General features: G+C 71.6%; 19 protein-coding genes. 4 read left to right on the top strand and 15 right to left on the bottom strand.

The window, feature by feature from the left end; all coding sequences use genetic code 11:
• The first annotated feature begins 28 nt into the window (after positions 1-28).
• Complete coding sequence (locus tag E1202_RS27965) at positions 29-997, top strand: FecCD family ABC transporter permease (protein WP_235879068.1); 969 nt, start codon at positions 29-31, stop codon at positions 995-997.
• Positions 994-1,809 (top strand): ABC transporter ATP-binding protein, encoded by an 816-nt coding sequence (locus E1202_RS27960; RefSeq protein ID WP_132686323.1) that lies wholly within the window; start codon positions 994-996, stop codon positions 1,807-1,809. Before E1202_RS27965 ends, E1202_RS27960 begins: the two co-directional genes overlap by 4 nt.
• Before the next feature lie 107 nt (positions 1,810-1,916).
• On the opposite strand, the gene lgt is transcribed toward E1202_RS27960, so the two are convergent.
• From lgt to E1202_RS27930, 6 genes are all read right to left on the bottom strand, one after another.
• Positions 1,917-3,113: a prolipoprotein diacylglyceryl transferase gene (gene lgt, locus E1202_RS27955; RefSeq protein ID WP_132686322.1), complete on the bottom strand. Its 1,197-nt coding sequence runs from the start codon at positions 3,111-3,113 to the stop codon at positions 1,917-1,919.
• Positions 3,114-3,273: 160 nt separating this feature from the next.
• On the bottom strand, positions 3,274-4,053 hold the full coding sequence (trpA, locus tag E1202_RS27950; RefSeq protein ID WP_132686321.1) for a tryptophan synthase subunit alpha: 780 nt from the start codon (positions 4,051-4,053) through the stop codon (positions 3,274-3,276).
• Entirely contained in the window at positions 4,053-5,309 is a 1,257-nt protein-coding gene (gene trpB, locus E1202_RS27945) for a tryptophan synthase subunit beta (RefSeq protein ID WP_132686320.1), read from the bottom strand. The genes trpA and trpB overlap by 1 nt, the downstream gene beginning before the upstream one ends.
• Before the next feature lie 40 nt (positions 5,310-5,349).
• Positions 5,350-6,162, bottom strand: a complete 813-nt coding sequence (trpC, locus tag E1202_RS27940; protein WP_132675042.1) for an indole-3-glycerol phosphate synthase TrpC — start codon at positions 6,160-6,162, stop codon at positions 5,350-5,352.
• Between the two features lie 266 nt (positions 6,163-6,428).
• Positions 6,429-7,034, bottom strand: a complete 606-nt coding sequence (locus E1202_RS27935; RefSeq protein ID WP_132686319.1) for a Trp biosynthesis-associated membrane protein — start codon at positions 7,032-7,034, stop codon at positions 6,429-6,431.
• Positions 7,018-8,580: an anthranilate synthase component I gene (locus tag E1202_RS27930; RefSeq protein WP_132686318.1), complete on the bottom strand. Its 1,563-nt coding sequence runs from the start codon at positions 8,578-8,580 to the stop codon at positions 7,018-7,020. Before E1202_RS27930 ends, E1202_RS27935 begins: the two co-directional genes overlap by 17 nt.
• 85 nt (positions 8,581-8,665) lie before the next feature.
• Here E1202_RS27930 and E1202_RS27925 point away from each other — a divergent pair, with 85 nt between their 5' ends.
• Complete coding sequence (locus E1202_RS27925; RefSeq protein ID WP_235879067.1) at positions 8,666-9,280, top strand: TetR/AcrR family transcriptional regulator; 615 nt, start codon at positions 8,666-8,668, stop codon at positions 9,278-9,280.
• Between the two features lie 189 nt (positions 9,281-9,469).
• Here the strand turns inward: E1202_RS27925 and hisI are convergent, their stop codons facing one another.
• From hisI to E1202_RS27885, 9 genes are all read right to left on the bottom strand, one after another.
• Complete coding sequence (gene hisI, locus E1202_RS27920) at positions 9,470-9,820, bottom strand: phosphoribosyl-AMP cyclohydrolase (protein WP_132686316.1); 351 nt, start codon at positions 9,818-9,820, stop codon at positions 9,470-9,472.
• Positions 9,817-10,590, bottom strand: coding sequence for an imidazole glycerol phosphate synthase subunit HisF (gene hisF / locus E1202_RS27915; protein WP_132686315.1), 774 nt, complete (start codon positions 10,588-10,590; stop codon positions 9,817-9,819). Before hisF ends, hisI begins: the two co-directional genes overlap by 4 nt.
• Before the next feature lie 78 nt (positions 10,591-10,668).
• Positions 10,669-11,265: an alpha/beta hydrolase gene (locus E1202_RS27910; protein WP_328591024.1), complete on the bottom strand. Its 597-nt coding sequence runs from the start codon at positions 11,263-11,265 to the stop codon at positions 10,669-10,671.
• Positions 11,266-11,293: 28 nt separating this feature from the next.
• Positions 11,294-12,121 (bottom strand): alpha/beta fold hydrolase, encoded by an 828-nt coding sequence (locus E1202_RS32875; RefSeq protein WP_328591023.1) that lies wholly within the window; start codon positions 12,119-12,121, stop codon positions 11,294-11,296.
• Positions 12,122-12,228: 107 nt separating this feature from the next.
• Positions 12,229-12,960, bottom strand: a complete 732-nt coding sequence (priA, locus tag E1202_RS27905) for a bifunctional 1-(5-phosphoribosyl)-5-((5-phosphoribosylamino)methylideneamino)imidazole-4-carboxamide isomerase/phosphoribosylanthranilate isomerase PriA (RefSeq protein ID WP_132686314.1) — start codon at positions 12,958-12,960, stop codon at positions 12,229-12,231.
• 159 nt (positions 12,961-13,119) lie between these two features.
• A complete protein-coding gene (locus tag E1202_RS27900) occupies positions 13,120-13,320 on the bottom strand; it encodes a hypothetical protein (RefSeq protein WP_207918954.1) in 201 nt (66 codons plus the stop codon).
• Positions 13,317-13,946, bottom strand: a complete 630-nt coding sequence (gene hisH, locus E1202_RS27895; RefSeq protein ID WP_132686313.1) for an imidazole glycerol phosphate synthase subunit HisH — start codon at positions 13,944-13,946, stop codon at positions 13,317-13,319. Before hisH ends, E1202_RS27900 begins: the two co-directional genes overlap by 4 nt.
• Before the next feature lie 18 nt (positions 13,947-13,964).
• Complete coding sequence (locus E1202_RS27890; RefSeq protein WP_132686312.1) at positions 13,965-14,870, bottom strand: transketolase family protein; 906 nt, start codon at positions 14,868-14,870, stop codon at positions 13,965-13,967.
• Complete coding sequence (locus E1202_RS27885) at positions 14,867-15,568, bottom strand: thiamine pyrophosphate-dependent enzyme (protein WP_132686311.1); 702 nt, start codon at positions 15,566-15,568, stop codon at positions 14,867-14,869. The genes E1202_RS27890 and E1202_RS27885 overlap by 4 nt, the downstream gene beginning before the upstream one ends.
• Positions 15,569-15,655: 87 nt before the next feature.
• On the opposite strand from E1202_RS27885, the gene soxR reads away from it, so the two are divergent.
• Entirely contained in the window at positions 15,656-16,117 is a 462-nt protein-coding gene (soxR, locus tag E1202_RS27880) for a redox-sensitive transcriptional activator SoxR (RefSeq protein WP_132686310.1), read from the top strand.
• Positions 16,118-16,133 lie beyond the last annotated feature (16 nt).

Raw genomic sequence — 16,133 nt, 5'->3', positions numbered from 1 at the left:
ACTCCGCCCGTGGCATCTCGTCGTCGGCGTGTTGGTGCTGGTGGGGAGCGTGTTGCTGTCGGTGCTGGTCGGTGCCGCGGAACTCGGACGGGATCGGGTGCTGGCCGAGATCGTCGCGCAGCTGACCGGCGGGGTCTCCCCGCTGTCCGAGCGCGAGGCGGCGATCCTGTGGGATCTGCGGGTCCCCCGCACCGTCCTCGGCGTGCTCGTCGGCGCCGCGCTCGCGGTGTCCGGTGCCGCGTTCCAGGGCGTGTTCCGCAACCCCCTCGCCGACCCCTACCTGCTGGGCTCGGCCGCCGGGGCGGGCCTGGCCGTCACCCTGGTGATCACCACCGCGGCGCAGTCCGGGCTGTCGATCCCCGTGCAGGCGGCGGCGTTCGCCGGAGCGCTGGGCGGGGTCGGGCTGACCTGGCTGGTCGGGCGGTCGGCGGGCCCCGACACGACGACGCTGGTGCTGGCCGGCGTGGCGGTGGGCGCCTTCCTCACAGCCGGGCAGACGTTCCTGCAGCAGCTGCGGGTGGAGTCGTTGCAGCAGGTCTACTTGTGGATCCTCGGGCGGTTGAGCACCACCGGCTGGCGCGAGGTGCTCATCGTGCTGCCGCACCTGGTGGTCTCGGCCGTCGTGCTGTGCCTGTGCGCGCGGCTGCTGGACGTGCTGGGAACCGGTGACGAGGAAGCCACGTCGCTGGGCGTGCACCCGGGACGGGTGCGACTCCTGGTGCTGATCGCGGCATCGCTGGCCACCGCCGCCGCGGTGTCGGTGGCGGGGCTGATCGGGTTCGTCGGACTGGCGGTGCCGCACCTGGTGCGGCTGGCCCTCGGCGGCGGGTTCCGGATCATCGTGCCGATGTCGCTGCTGTTCGGCGGGGTGTTCCTGGTGCTCGCCGACGTGCTCGCGCGGACCCTGCTGGCGCCCGCGGAGATCCCGATCGGCGTGATCACCGCGTTCACCGGCGCCCCGTTCTTCGCCGTGCTGCTGCACCGGAGGCGGGCGTGAGCCGGCTGGAGATCCGCGACCTCGCGGCCGGATACCGCCGCCGCCCGGTCGTTTCCGGGGTGTCGAGCACTGTGGACACCGGCGGCTGGCTGAGCATCATCGGACCCAACGGCGCGGGCAAGTCCACGCTGCTCAAGGCCGTCGCCGGGTTGCTCTGCCACACCGGGGACGTGCTGGTCGACGGCCGGCGGACGGCGTCGCTGCGCCGCCGCGAGCGCGCTCGCACCCTCGCCTACGCGCCGCAGATCCCGCAGCTGCCGCTGGGGCTCACGGTCACCGACTACGTCCTGCTCGGACGCACTCCCCACCTCGGCCCGCTGGGGCGCGAAGGCCGCAGCGACCTCGACGTCGTCGACGAACTCCTCGCCCGCCTGGACCTGAGCCACCTGGCCGGACGCTCGCTGCACACCCTCTCCGGCGGCGAGCGGCAGCGCACGGTCCTCGCCCGCGCCCTGGCTCAACGAGCCGGAGTCCTGCTGCTCGACGAACCCACCACCGGTCTGGACATCGGCCACGCCCAGTCCCTCCTGGACCTCGTCGACGACCTCCGGACCGAGCTGGGCACCACGGTCATCACCACGCTCCACGACCTCACCCTCGCCGCGCAGTACGCCGACGAACTCCTGCTGCTGTCCAACGGAACCCCCGCAGCCCACGGCACCCCGGCCGAGGTCCTCACCCCCGAAACCCTCAACACCCACTACGCGGCCAGGACCACCGTCCTCCACACGCCCAACGGCACCCCCGTCATCACCCCCACCCGCCTCGATCGACCGGATTTCAGTGGGAATCCGACCCCCGATTTCCACTGAGATCTTGGGGCGGACTTCCACTGAAATCCGGTTCGGGGTGTGAAGAAGCCGAGGCCGCGGCTCCGGAGTGGAGTCGCGGCCTCGGCTAGGTCGTTCTGCGCTGGGCGTCAGGACTGGGTCTTGGCGTCCTTGGTGTCCGTCTCGGACTTCGTGGCCTCGTCGTCCTGCTTCGAGGTGGTGGCCGGTTCCTCGTCGGTTTCCTTCAACGCGTCCTCGTCGGTGTCGGAACCCTTCGACTCGGTCTCGTCGGCGTTCTCGGACGTGTCCTCGTCGCCGTTGGAGCGCTTCGGTTCGGGATCGTCGCCGTCGGCGGTGCGGTCCCGGGATTCCTCGTCGGAGTCCTCGGTCTTGTCGTCGGAGCCCTCGGCGGTTCCGTCCGACTGGGAGGCCGTGGTGGAGGGGATGTCCTCCGGGTAGGGCTTGCCCGCCAGCAGGGCCGGGTCTTCGCGCTTGCCCCGGACGACGAGCAGGTAGATGAGCGCGCCGAGGAAGACCACGAGCGAGGTGAAGACGTTGATGCGGATGCCCAGGATGTGGGTGGCCTCGTCGCTGCGCATCATCTCGATCCACACGCGACCGGCCGTGTAGCCGGCGACGTAGAGCGCGAACACGCGGCCGTGGCCCATCCGGAACTTGCGATCGGCCCACAGCACCAGCAGGAAGACGCCGACGTTCCACAGCAGCTCGTACAGGAACGTCGGGTGGACCACGGTGATCGGCGTCGGGTCGACCGCCACGCCCGCGATCGGGTCGGCGAGACCGGTGTCCGGGTCGATGCGCCGGTAGATCTCCAGGCCCCACGGCACGTTCGTCGGACCGCCGTAGAGCTCCTGGTTGAACCAGTTGCCCAACCGGCCGACGGCCTGCGCCAGCACCAGACCGGGTGCGACGGTGTCGGCGAAGGCGGGCAGCGGCACGCCTCGCTGGCGGCAGCCGATCCAGGCGCCCACGGCACCGAGCGCGACCGCGCCCCAGATGCCCAGGCCGCCCTCCCAGACCTTCAACGCGTCCAGCGGGTTCCGGTCCGGGCCGAAGTACTTGTACCAGTCGGTGGCCACGTGGTACAGCCGCCCGCCGATGAGCCCGAACGGCACCGCCCACACGGCGACGTCGACGACCGTGCCCTCGCGACCGCCGCGGGCGATCCAGCGACGGCTGCTGATCCACACCGCGAGCACGATGCCGGCGATGATGCACAGCGCGTACGCGCGCAGCGGGATCGGTCCGATGTACCAAACCCCCTGCGGAGGGCTCGGAATGTTGGCCAGGAGCGGACTAGCCGAAGCGGCAACCGTGGCATTCACGACGCTTACGGTATCGGGCGCCCCACCACAGGTGAGCACCCCCCGTGCAGCATCACGGCAGGACAACGAACCCGTGACCCGTTGGCGAAGAACGTTTCGGAGCCTGGCGGCGCGGGTGGCGGCGGTGCGGGCCGAACCCCACCTCCGCCGGAACGACAGCTCAGCCTTCGCGCACGCCCGATGCGAGGTCCGCGGCCAAGGCGCGGACGCCCTCCGGGCCGTCCTGCTCCGCCCTGGTCACGAACGCCGAACCGACGATCACTCCGTCGGCGAAGCGCGCCACCTCGGCCGCCTGCTCGCGGGAGCGCACGCCCAGGCCGACGCCGATCGGCAGGTCGGTGTGCGCGCGGGTGCGCTCCACCAGGCCGGACGCGGCCGAGCCGACGGAGTCGCGAGCACCGGTCACGCCCATCACGGACGTGGCGTAGACGAAACCGCTGCTGGCCTTGGCGGTCAGCGCGAGCCGCTCCTCGGTGGACGACGGCGCGACCAGGAAGATCCGGTCCAGCCCGTGCTCGTCGGTGGCGGCGATCCAGTCCTCTCCCTCGTCGGGGATGAGGTCCGGGGTGATCACGCCGAGCCCGCCCGCCGACTTGAGGTCGCGGGCGAAGGCGTCCACGCCGTAGCGGTGCACGGGGTTCCAGTAGGTCATGACCACCGCGTTACCACCGGCCTCGGCGATGGTGGAGACGATGTCGAACACCTGCCGGACGCGGAAACCGGCGCGCAGCGAGGTCTCGCTGGCGGCCTGGATGGTCGGTCCGTCCATCACCGGGTCGGAGAACGGCAGCCCGACCTCGACGAGGTCGCAACCGCCGTCGATCATCGCCTCGAACAGCTTCTTGCTGTCCTCGACGGTGGGGTAACCGGCGGGCAGATACCCGATCAGAGCCGCGCGGGACTCGTCGCGGCACGCCTGGAAAACCTCACGCAGGCTCATCACGCCTCCTCGTCGACGAGCCCGAAGTACTTCGCCGCAGTGTCCATGTCCTTGTCGCCCCGGCCCGAGAGGCTGACCACGATGAGCCCGTCCGGTCCCAGCTCCTGGCCGAGCTTGATCGCCCCGGCCAGGGCGTGCGCGGACTCGATCGCCGGGATGATGCCCTCGGTGCGCGACAGCAGCTGGAACGCCTGCATCGCCTCGTCGTCGGTCACCGAGCGGTACTCCGCCCGGCCGGTGTCCTTGAGGTAGGAGTGCTCCGGGCCGACGCCCGGGTAGTCCAGCCCCGCGGAGATCGAGTAGGCCTCGATGACCTGCCCGTCCTCGTCCTGCAGCAGGTAGGAGCGGGCGCCGTGCAGCGTGCCCGGGGTGCCCTCGCCGAGGGTCACGCCGTGCTCGCCGGACTCGATGCCGTGACCGGCGGGCTCGTAGCCGACCAGCCGCACGTCGGCGTCGTCGATGAAGCCGTGGAAGATGCCGATCGCGTTCGAACCACCGCCGACGCAGGCCACGACCGCGTCGGGCAGCCGACCGGCCATCGCCAGCGTCTGCTCGCGGGCCTCGTCGCCGATGACGCGGTGGAAGTTGCGCACCATCATCGGGAACGGGTGCGCCCCGGCGGCGGTGCCCAGCAGGTAGTGCGTGTGGTCGACGTTGGCGACCCAGTCGCGCAGCGCCTCGTTGATGGCGTCCTTGAGCGTCGCCGAACCGTTGGCCACCGGGATGACCTCGGCGCCCAGCAGCCGCATCCGGGCGACGTTGAGGGCCTGGCGCTCGGTGTCGACCTTGCCCATGTAGACCACGCACTCCAGGCCCAGCAGCGCGCAGGCGGTCGCGGTGGCCACGCCGTGCTGACCGGCACCGGTCTCGGCGATGACGCGGCGCTTGCCCATCCGCTTGACCAGCAGCGCCTGCCCCAGCACGTTGTTGATCTTGTGCGAGCCGGTGTGGTTGAGGTCCTCGCGCTTGAGCAGCACGCGGGCGCCGCCCGCGTGCTCGGAGAAGCGCTTGGCCTCGGTCAGCAGCGACGGGCGACCGGCGTAGTTGCGCAGCAGGTCGTCGAGCTCGGCGAGGAACTCCGGGTCCTGCTGGGCCTTGGCGTACTCGGCGGCGAGCTCGTCCTGAGCCGCGATGAGCGCCTCCGGCATGAACCGGCCGCCGTACTCGCCGAAGTGCCCGCGCCCGTCCGGATCGTGCCCCTCGGGCACGGGCGTGCCCTGGCGGTGGGCGCGCGCGGCGTCAGCCCCGACGGTCATTGCCTTACCTCCTGTGCTTCGCACGCCGCGCCGTCCAGCCTCAGCGGCTCGGACGCGGACATGCCGGGTGCGACCCGGCCGTCACCAGCTGGTTGACCGCCGATTTCGGGTTGTCGCTGGTCACCAGGCCCTCGCCGACCAGAACGGCGTCGGCGCCCGAACCCGCGTAGGCCATCAGGTCGCTGGGGCCGCGCACGCCGGACTCGGCGACCTTGAGGATGTCCTGCGGCAGCCCTGGAGCGATCCGGCCGAACACGTCGCGGTCGACTTCGAGGGTATGCAGGTTGCGCGCGTTGATGCCAATGATTTTCGCCCCGGCCTCCAACGCGCGGTCGGACTCCTCGGCGGTGTGCACCTCCACCAGCGCGGCCATGCCCAGCGACTCCACCCGATCGAGCAGGGCCTCCAGGACGTTCTGCTCCAGGGCGGCCACGATCAGCAGCACCATGTCTGCGCCGTGCGCGCGGGCCTCGTGCACCTGGTACGGGCTGACCACGAAGTCCTTGCGCAGGACCGGCGTGGCCGGAACCCGCTTGCGCACCGCGTCCAGGTCGGCCAGCGAACCGCCGAAGCGGCGCTGCTCGGTGAGCACGCTGATCACGCGTGCACCCGCGTCGGCGTAGTCGGCGGCGAGATCGGCCGGTTCGGCGATCTCGGCCAGCTCGCCCTTGGACGGGCTGCGCCGCTTGACCTCGGCGATGACGCCCACGCCCTGCGATTTGAGCGCGGCCAGCACGTCGTGCGGCGGCGTCGCCGCCGCGGACAGCTGCTTGATCTCGTCGAACGGAATCGCCGATTCGCGCACCGCGAGATCCTCGCGAACGCCTTCGATGATGTCTTCCAGAACGGTCACGCGAACACCTCGCCGGCTGTGCCCCGAACACTCACCCGCAATGCCCAGACCCTGCTGAATGCGCGGTTGAACTCATTGCGCTCGATCACGACACTCCCCTTCCCGCCGTGCCGTCGCATGGCCGATGCTAAACCTCACCGACCGACCCCCTTACCAAGGGGTGGGCCGGGAGTCCCAGCGCAGCAAGGACCTTTGGCCCTGTCGCGAAGGGGACGCACCGGCTCCGGACGACGTCGAACAGCAGTTTTGGCAACCCTGGAGATCTTTCAGCGATCGTCTTCGTCCGTGGGATCGCGACCGGCGTCCAGTTCGTTCCACAGCCGCCTGTCCGGATCCTGGGATTTCTGCTCCTTCGCGGCCCCCGGCGCCGAGTAGCGCGCGCCCATCGCCGGCATCCGGCCGGCACGCGCGATCACCAGCACGCCCGCGATCACCAGCAGCAACGCACCCAGCGCCATGAGCACCGGCCCGATCGGCGAGCTGGAGAGCTCACCGATCGGCGCGCTTCCCGGCGGGACGTCACCGCCGGCGTGGGTGAACCAGCCGCCGCTGAAGGCCCCGAAGGACCGCCAGACCAGCAGCGCACCGGCCAGCGCGATCAGCACGCCGACCAGGCGGCGCAGCAGCCCGCCGGTGGCGAGCACCGCGGCGACGGCGGCCAGCGCCGCCAACGCCATCGGGCCCAGTTCCGGGCGGAGCACCGCACCGGTCATGCCGCTGGTCGTCTCGGTGCCCATCGGCGTGCGGAAGCGCTGGCTCAGCCAGGTCAGGCCCGAGGCTCCCCACAGCGCACCGGCGCCCGCGAGCACCAGCAGCAGCACCGACCACAGCAACCCCTTCGAAGGCGGCCGAGGCTCAGACGCGCTGGTCAACGGCCGCCTCCCGGTCGCTCGGCGCCGCCAGCGTCTCGGCCGTGGCCACGGCGTTGAGCACCGCCCGGGCCTTGTTCAGGCACTCCTGGTCCTCGGCGACCGGGTCCGAGTCGGCGACGATGCCGCCGCCGGCCTGCACGTAGGCGCGGCCGTCGCGGATCAGCGCGGTGCGGATCGCGATCGCGGTGTCGGCGTCCCCGGCGAAGTCGAGGTAGCCGACCACACCGCCGTACTGGGCGCGGCGCGTCGGCTCCAGCTCCTCGATCAGTTCCAGCGCGCGCGGCTTCGGCGCGCCCGACAGCGTCCCGGCCGGGAAGCAGGCGGTGATCGCGTCGAACGCCGTCTTGTCGTCGGCCAGCTGACCGATGACCGTGGAGACGATGTGCATGACGTGGCTGTAGCGCTCGATGCGGAAGAAGTCGACCACCCGCACCGACCCCGGCTTGCAGACCCGGCCCAGGTCGTTGCGGCCCAGGTCGACCAGCATCAGGTGCTCGGCGCGCTCCTTCTCGTCGCTGAGCAGGTCCTTCTCCAGCAGCGCGTCCTCGTCCTCGTCGGCGCCGCGCCAGCGGGTGCCGGCGATCGGGTGCGTGGTGGCCTGCCCGTCGTGCACGGTGACCAGCGACTCCGGGCTGGAACCGACGATGTCGAAGGGCGTGCCGCCGTCGGGGTCGTCCAGCCGCAGCAGGTACATGTACGGGCTCGGGTTGGTGGTGCGCAGCACCCGGTAGACGTCCAGCGCGTCGGCCTGGGTGTCCATCTCGAAGCGCTGCGAGACGACCACCTGGAACGCCTCGCCCGCGCGGATGGCCTCCTTGGCCTTCTCCACCGCCGCGTGGTGCTCCTCGGGAGCCCGCTTGCGCTGGAAGTCCGGCTTCGGGCGGGAGAACGTCGCCACCGTGGGAGCCGCCGGGGTCTGCAGCCGCTCGGTCATCTCGTCGAGCCTGCGCACCGCGTCGTCGTAGGCCGCGTCCACCCGCTCCGGGCTGTCGTCCCAGTTCACCGCGTTGGCGATCAGCGTGATCGTGCCCTCGTGGTGGTCCAGCGCCGCCAGGTCGGTGGCCAGCAGCATCACCATCTCGGGGATCTGCAGGTCGTCCTCGGTCAGCTCGGGCAGCCGCTCCAGCCTGCGCACGGCGTCGTATCCCATGTAGCCGACCATGCCGCCGGTCAGCGGCGGCAGGCCGGGAAGCGGATCGGTGTGCAGCAGGCGGACGGTCTCGCGCAGCGCCTGCAGCGGGTCGCCGCTGCCGGGCAGGCCGACCGGCGGGGTCCCGGTCCAGTGCGCCTCACCGTCGCGGACGGTCAGGGCGGCGGCGCTGCTGGCTCCGATGAACGACCATCGCGACCAGGATCGACCGTTCTCGGCGGACTCGAAGAGGAAGGTGCCGGGGCGGTTCCCGGCGAGCTTGCGGTAGACCCCGAGCGGGGTCTCGTCGTCCGCGAGCAATCGCCGCACCACCGGGATCACCCTGCGGTCCGCCGCGAGGGTTCGGAACTCCTCGCGTCCTGGGCTGATACTGCCGATCTCACCATCGCCGACCATGGGTGTCATTGTGCCGCGCACCCGTCGGGCCCGGTGCGGGACCTCCGCTTTGCCTCGCCGGTGCCGGTGCCGCCAGGATGGGTGGGTGAGCACGACCGAACCGAAGCGGCGGGGCCGCAGGCCCAACGGCGCCGACACGAAGGCGGCGCTGCTGACCGCCGCGCGCGAGGTGTTCGCCGAGCAGGGTTACGAGGCGTCCACCGTGCGCGCTATCGCGGGCAGCGCCGGAGTCGATCCGGCCATGGTCAAGCACTGGTTCGGCGGCAAGGAGGGGTTGTTCACCGCAGCGGTGCAGATCCCGATCAACCCGGCCGAGATCGTCAAGCAGGTCCTCGACGGCCCCCGGGAGGAGATCGGCGAACGGATCATACGCCGGTTCGTCACCTCGTGGGACACCGTGGGAGGCGGGCAGTTCGCGGCGCTCATGCGCAGCGTCGCGGGCAACGAGCAGGCCGTCACCATGCTCCGCGAGTTCGTGCAGAACGTGCTGTTCAACCGCCTGGTCAAGGTCCTGGACGTCGACAACCCGGAGCTGCGGGTGGCGTTGTGCGGCTCCCAGCTCGTCGGCCTGGGCATGGCCCGCTACGTGGTCCGCATCGAGCCCCTGGCCTCCGCCAACGCCGACACGGTCGCGGCCACCATCGGCCCCAACCTCCAGCACTACCTCACCGGAGACCTGGGAACGACGAACGCCACCTGAAGCCACCGATCAAACGCAAGCGGCGCAGCCGCGAGCCGTGACAACCACCCTCGCGACCGGCACCGCCGCGGGTTCTGACACGTCTTCTGGCGAGGACAGCCGTTGCGCCGTGCTGGACATACATCAGCAACGGATCCCGCAGCCAGAAGGCGTGTCAGGTTCCGCCACCCGCACCGCCACGCAGAACGCTCAGGATTCGACAGGCAGCAGGACGTCGGCGTCGAAGCAGGTGTGCTCGCCGGTGTGACAGGCCGCGCCCTCCTGGTCGACGACCAGCAGCAGGGTGTCGCCGTCGCAGTCGAGGCGGACCTCGTGGACGTGCTGGGTGTGCCCGGACGTCTCGCCCTTGACCCAGTAGGTGCCGCGGCTGCGGGAGAAGTACGTGGCGCGGCGGGTGGTGAGGGTGCGGTGCAGGGCCTCGTCGTCCATCCACGCCATCATCAGCACCTCGCCGGTGCCGCGCTGCTGCGCGATGGCCGCGACGAGCCCGTCGGCGTTGCGCTTGAGCCGCTCGGCGATCGTCGGGTCGAGCTCGCTCATCGGACCGTGATCCCTTCCGCCCGCATCGCGTCCTTGACCTCGCCGATGCGCAGTTCTCCGAAGTGGAAGACGCTGGCGGCCAGCACCGCGTCCGCTCCGGCGTGCACGGCGGGAGCGAAGTGCTCGACCGCACCGGCGCCGCCGCTGGCGATCAGCGGCACGTCGACGACCTCGCGCACCGCGCGGATCATCTCCAGGTCGAAACCGGCCTTGGTGCCGTCGGCGTCCATCGAGTTCAGCAGGATCTCGCCGACGCCCAGCTGCTCGCCCTTCGCGGCCCACTCGACGGCGCAGATGCCGGTGCCCCGGCGTCCGCCGTGCGTGGTGACCTCGAAGCCCGACGGCGTGGGCTGCCCGCCCTCGGGAACCCGGCGGGCGTCGACCGACAGCACGACGCACTGCGCGCCGAACCGCTTCGACGACTCGTTGAGCAGCTCGGGCCGCGCGATCGCCGCGGTGTTCAAGCTGACCTTGTCGGCACCGGCGCGCAGCAGCCGGTTGATGTCCTCGGTGCTGCGCACGCCGCCACCGACGGTCAGCGGGATGAACACCTGCTCGGCGGTGCGCCGGACCACGTCGAAGGTCGTCTCGCGGTCCGAGGAGGACGCGGTGACGTCGAGGAAGGTCAGCTCGTCGGCGTGCTCGGCGTCGTAGGCGTTCGCGAGCTCGACCGGGTCACCGGCATCGCGGAGATCGGTGAAGTTGACTCCCTTGACGACCCGTCCCTGGTCCACGTCCAGGCACGGGATGACACGCACCGCAACACCCATGCGTCCAGCCTACGGCGGCGGCCCGGGGACGTCGTCGTGGCCCCGACCACGCATGATCGGGACCACGACGACCGATCGTCACCAGGGTGCGGTGGGAGTTCCCGCCGAGCTCGCCCCCGCGGGCACCTCCGGCTGGACCGCCGGGCAGTGGGCACCTTCCGGCGGCAGCACGCCGTCGATCAGGTAGGCGTGGGTGGCCTCCAGCGTGCACCGGCTGCGGTCGTAGACGCCGTGACCCCAGCCGTCGTAGGTGAGCAGCGTCGCCTGCTCGATGTGGGAGTCCACAGTGGTCGCCCAGTTGTACCCCGTGGCCGGGTCGTGCAGGGCGTTGAGGATGAGAACCGGTGCGTCCGTGCGGATCTGCGGAACGTGCTGCGGGTTCTGCACCGGAGCCCGCCAGCCGAGGCAGGACGGGGCGACCAGACCGCCCACGCCGGCGCGCACGTGCGGAGCCGCCTGCTGCTGCCGCCGGAACAGTTCGGCGTAGTGCTGGGCGGAATCGACCTCGATGCGGTGGTCGTTGCAGAACGCCGCCGCCGGGTTCGGGACCGGCTCCTGCTGCGCGGGGGAGATCGGCGCGCTGTCGCGCAAGGCGTCGAGCTCGGTGGCCAGCGCGTGCCAGTCCGGCCCGTAGAAGCCGCCGACGGCTCCGCGGGAGAGCTCGACCGGCGTCATCGGCCCGGTACCGCCCGGCTTCTGCAGCTCACCGGCCTCGGCCCGCTCGTAGAGCTCGTCGTAGACCGCGCCGACGTCCTCGCCGTGCAGCGCGCACGCGGTGTCCCGGTCGCACCACTGCGCGAACTCGCGGAACGAGTCCTCCGCGGCCTCGGCCTGGGTGAGCAGGAAACCGGCGGTGTCCTGGCTGTGGTCGAAGACGCTGTCGAGCACCAGCGAGCGGACGCGCTCGGGGGAACTGCTCGGCGTACATCTGACCGGTCAGCGTCCCGTAGGAGATGCCGTAGAGGTTCAGCCGCTGCTCGCCGAGAGCCGCGCGGAACGCGTCGATGTCGCGGGCGACGCTCGCGGTGTCCACGTGGTCGACGATCGCGCCGCTGCGCGCCCGGCAGTCGTCGGAGGCGCGGCGGTTGTGGTCGAGCAGCCGCTGGAAGTGCTCGGGCCCGTCCGGGAGCGGGTCCGGCGCCTGGTCGATCAGCGCGGGATCGCACCGCAGCGGGTGGCTGGCGCCGAACCCGCGCGGGTCGAAGCTGACCACGTCGAAGCGTGCGGCCAGGTCGGGCTCGAAGGGGTTGGCGGCGATCAGCGGACCCACTCCGGTGCCGCCCGGTCCGCCGGGCATGTGGACCAGCGTGCCGATGCGGTGCGCCGGATCGGTCGCGGGACGCCGCACCACGGCGATGTCGATCTGCTCGCCCTGCGGGTTCGCCCAGTCCAGCGGGACCTGCACGGTCGAGCACTCGACCTCGGCGTTCTGCGCGCAGGGCTGCCAGTCCAGGGCGGGTTCGGCGTGGGCCGGTGCGGCCGCGCCCGCGGTCACCCCGACGGCCAGCAACGCCCCCAGCATTCGTCGCATCGAGTTCCTCCAGTGGTGGTCGGATCCGTGCTTCGGATTACGACCACCACCGTGGTGATCTCACGCGACGAAGTCGATCAGGGAATTCCCGGAGATGGCCCGGGATTTCAGCGAACGGCCGCCAGCGCCTCTTCGAGGGTGAAGTTCTGGGCGTAGAGCGCCTTGCCGACGATCGAGCCCTCCAGACCGGCCGAAGCGAGCTTCGACAGCGCGACGAGGTCGTCGACGCTGGACACGCCACCGGAGGCGATCACCGGGGCGCCGGTGCGGGAGCAGACCTCGCGCAGCAGCTCGGTGTTCGGGCCCTGCAGGGTGCCGTCCTTGCTGACGTCGGTGACGACGTAGCGGCGGCAGCCGGCGGCGTCGAGGCGGGCCAGCACCTCCCACAGGTCGCCGCCGTCCTTGGTCCAGCCGCGCGCGGCCAGGCGGTGGCCCTGCTCGGTGATGCGCACGTCCAGCCCGACGGCCACGCGGTCGCCGCACTCGGCCACGACGCGGTCGGCCCACTCCGGGTTCTCCAGCGCGGCGGTGCCGAGGTTGACGCGCGCGCAGCCGGTGGCCAGCGCGGCTTCCAGGGAGGCGTCGTCGCGGATGCCGCCGGAGAGCTCGACCTGCACGTCCAGCTTCCCGGTGACCTCGGCCAGCAGCTCGCGGTTGCTGCCGCGGCCGAACGCGGCGTCGAGGTCGACCAGATGGACCCACTCCGCACCCGCGCGCTGCCAGGTCAGCGCGGCCTCCAGCGGATCACCGTAGGAGGTTTCGGTACCGGCGGCGCCCTGCACGAGGCGGACGGCCTGCCCATCGGCAACGTCAACAGCGGGAAGCAGAGTGAAGCTCACGCCCACAACCCTAATGACGCCGGGCCGGGCCCGAGCACCCGGCCACCACCTGCGCCTGCCCCGAACGGACGACGAATGTCGAACTTCGCGCGCAGTTCGACTCCCGGAGTTCGGAGTCGAATCTCGCGCGGAATTCGAATGAAGCGACGTTTCCGCAGGTCAGCGGCGGGAGCGCTCGCTGCGGACGATGGCCAGCAGCGGGACCGCGAGCACCAGAACGCTCAGCGCGATCACCACGAGCAGCGGCACCCCGGCCTGGACCAGGTACGGGCCGCCGACGGTCGAGGCCATGCCGACCGCGAGCACCAGCGCCACCACGCGCACCGTGTTCGGGCCCATCAGCCCGTGCCGGCGGGTCACAGGGCTTCCAGCCAATTGCGCAGCAGCCGGGCACCGGCGTCGCCGGACTTCTCCGGGTGGAACTGGGTGGCCATCAGAGCTCCGTTCTCGACGGCGGCCACGAACGGCTCGCCGTGTTCGGCCCAGGTCACCTGGGGGGTGGCGATCGTGTCGGAGCTCTCCAGCTCCCACTTGCGGACCGCGAAGGAGTGCACGAAGTAGAAGCGCGTGTCGGCGTCCAGACCGGCGAACAGCACGCTGTCGCTCGGCGCCTGGACGGTGTTCCAGCCCATGTGGGGAAGCACGTCGGCGTGCAAGCGCTCGACGGTGCCGGGCCACTGGCCGCAGCCGTCGGCCTGCACGCCGTGCTCCACGCCCTGCCCGAACAGCACCTGCATGCCCACGCAAATGCCCAGCACCGGTCGGCCACCGGAGAGCCGCTGGTCGATGATCTTGTCGCCGCCGACCTCCAGCAGCCCTTCCATGCAGGCCGCGAACGCGCCGACGCCCGGGACCACCAAGCCCTGCGCCTCGACGGCGGCACGATGGTCGGCGGTCACCTCGACGTCGGCGCCCGCGCGCTGGAGAGCGCGTTCGGCGGAGCGGAGGTTGCCTGATCCGTAGTCCAAGATGACGACTCGTGCCACGGGTTCAGGCTACCGGCCTCACGCGACCCGTTTCCCGACCCCGTGCAGGAAGTGCGCCACCTCGCCCGCGATGCCGGTCGGGCCGAGCCCGTGCGCGGCCTCGTGCTCGTCCGCGGTGCCGTAGGCGCGCAGCTCCCGGTCCCGGCGCACCCCCAGCGACAGCACCCGGTGCGGGGTGTCGGCCAGCGCCGCGGCGACCTCGTGGGTGGAGGTGCCGCGCAGGTAGGGCTCGACCAGCACGACGTCCGGGCTCGCGGCGCGGACGGCGGCGCGCAGCCCGTCGCCGTCGAAGGGCCGGATGGTGGCGGTGTAGAGGACGGTGACGTCCATCGCGGCGGTGGCCGCCAGCACCGGTGCGAGCATCGGACCCACGGCCAGCACCACGCCGTCGCGGCCGTGCCGCACCGGGTGCCAGCCGGGCCCGGTCACCAGCGGTTCGGCATTGGCCCGGTCGGAGAGCCGCAGGTAGACGGGGCCGTCGTGGTCGAACTCGCGGCGCAGCAGGGCGTCGACCTCGTCGGGGTGGCCGGGCACGTGCGCGGTCCAGCCGGGCAGCGTGTCGATCAGCGCGACGTCACCGGGAGCCATGTGGGTGCGCCCGGCCGTCGGGTAGTCGTAGGAGGCGCCGGTGCTGACCGCGATCGCCCCGACGCCCTGGTGGCCGAGGTCGAGCTTGAGCTGCTCGAAGGGCCGTTCCACGACGAACGGCGTGATCGAGTGCAGCACCGGCCGCATCCCCGCCAGGGCCAGTCCCCCGGCGACGCCGACCATCGCCTGCTCCCGGATGCCGACGTTGAACACCCGGTCGGCGTGCCGGTCGAGGGCGAAGCGGTCGGCGGAGATCTCCGCCAGCACCAGCGCGACCCTCGGGTCGGCGTCCATGGCTTCGGTGGTGGTGCGCACGAACTGCTCGCGCATGCTCATCGGTTCCCTCCTCGGGGTTCGACCTCGGCGACCACCGCGAGCGGGCGGTCGGTGAAGGTGGCGCTCAGCGCCTGGTGGAGCGCGGTGTGGTCGCGGCCGTCGACCACGCGGGTCGCCCAGCCCTCGCGCGCGAAGCGGTCGGCGATGCCGCCGGGCCAGCCGGTGCTGGACGAGCGGTTGTCGATCACCACGGTGGTCAGCCGGCCCAGTCCCCAGCGCCCCGCGACCTGGATGGCCTCGTGGTTGCTGCCCTCGTCGAGCTCGGCGTCACCGACGAGCACGACCACGCGCGGCCGGTCGAGCCCCCGCGCGCGCAGCCCCAGCGTCACGCCGAGGGCGAGCGGGAGCCCGTGCCCGAGCGAGCCGCTGCCGATCTCCACGCCGGGCGCCAGCATCCGGTCGGGGTGGAAGCCCAGCCGCGAGTCGAACTCGCCGAAGCGGTCGAGTTCGCTCGGGTCCAGGAAGCCCTTGGCGGCCAGGACCGCGTAGTAGGCCATCGGCCCGTGCCCCTTGGACAGCAGGAACCGGTCGCGCTGCGGGTCGTCGACGCGGTCCGGGCCGACCGACAGGACCTGGTCGTAGAGCACCCACAGCACGTCGAGGGTCGAGGTGGCGGCGGAGTCGTGCTTCTCGTCGCCGGTCATCCTGGTCATCAGCGGACGCAGGTCCGCGTACTGGTAGTCCGTCTTGATCGCCATGCGCCCCAGGATGGGACTTCGAGTTAAGTCGAAGTCAAGCGCGGAATACCTCCACCAATCTGGAGGTTTTGGGCTAACCTGGCCAGCGTGACGAAACTACCCGCCCTGCTGACCATCGGGGAGGTCGCGCACCGCAGCGGAGTCGCCCAGACCGCGCTGCGCTTCTACGAGGAACGCGGCCTGATCAGCTCCACGCGCACCACCGGGAACCAGCGCCGCTACCAGCGGGCCGTGCTGCGCCGGCTGGCGTTCATCCGCGCCGCGCAACGGGTCGGCCTCAGCCTGGAGCAGATCTCCGAGGCCCTCGCCACGCTCCCCGACGACCACGCGCCCACCAAGACCGACTGGGCCCGGCTCTCCCGCCGCTGGCGCGACGAGCTCGACGCCCGCATCGACGGCCTGCAACGCCTGCGGGACAACCTCACCGGCTGCATCGGCTGCGGCTGCCTCTCGCTGCGCACCTGCATCCTCAACAACCCCGACGACCGCCAAGCCGAGAACGGCCCGGGAGCTCCCCTCCTCCGCCCCAGATCCGACCAGTCGGGATGACCCCCGCACCCCGCAC

It is taken from the genome of Saccharopolyspora karakumensis, assembly GCF_004349225.1.
Lineage (GTDB): Bacteria > Actinomycetota > Actinomycetes > Mycobacteriales > Pseudonocardiaceae > Saccharopolyspora > Saccharopolyspora endophytica.
Note: the sequence above shows the minus strand (reverse complement) of the source record. Positions and strands in the feature narration are given on the sequence as shown.

Excerpts from the sequence above, each read along its gene's own strand:
- trpA (WP_132686321.1), bottom strand. The coding sequence starts at position 4,053 with ATGAGCCTGCGTGAGGTTTTCCAGGCGTGCCGCGACGAGTCCCGCGCG.
- trpB (WP_132686320.1), bottom strand. The coding sequence starts at position 5,309 with ATGACCGTCGGGGCTGACGCCGCGCGCGCCCACCGCCAGGGCACGCCC.
- E1202_RS27930 (WP_132686318.1), bottom strand. The coding sequence starts at position 8,580 with ATGGTCGGCGATGGTGAGATCGGCAGTATCAGCCCAGGACGCGAGGAG.
- hisI (WP_132686316.1), bottom strand. The coding sequence starts at position 9,820 with ATGAGCGAGCTCGACCCGACGATCGCCGAGCGGCTCAAGCGCAACGCC.
- hisF (WP_132686315.1), bottom strand. The coding sequence starts at position 10,590 with ATGGGTGTTGCGGTGCGTGTCATCCCGTGCCTGGACGTGGACCAGGGA.
- E1202_RS27910 (WP_328591024.1), bottom strand. The coding sequence starts at position 11,265 with ATGACGCCGGTCGAGCTCTCCCGCGGAGCCGTCGGCGGCTTCTACGGG.
- E1202_RS32875 (WP_328591023.1), bottom strand. The coding sequence starts at position 12,121 with ATGCGACGAATGCTGGGGGCGTTGCTGGCCGTCGGGGTGACCGCGGGC.
- E1202_RS27890 (WP_132686312.1), bottom strand. The coding sequence starts at position 14,870 with ATGAGCATGCGCGAGCAGTTCGTGCGCACCACCACCGAAGCCATGGAC.
- E1202_RS27885 (WP_132686311.1), bottom strand. The coding sequence starts at position 15,568 with ATGGCGATCAAGACGGACTACCAGTACGCGGACCTGCGTCCGCTGATG.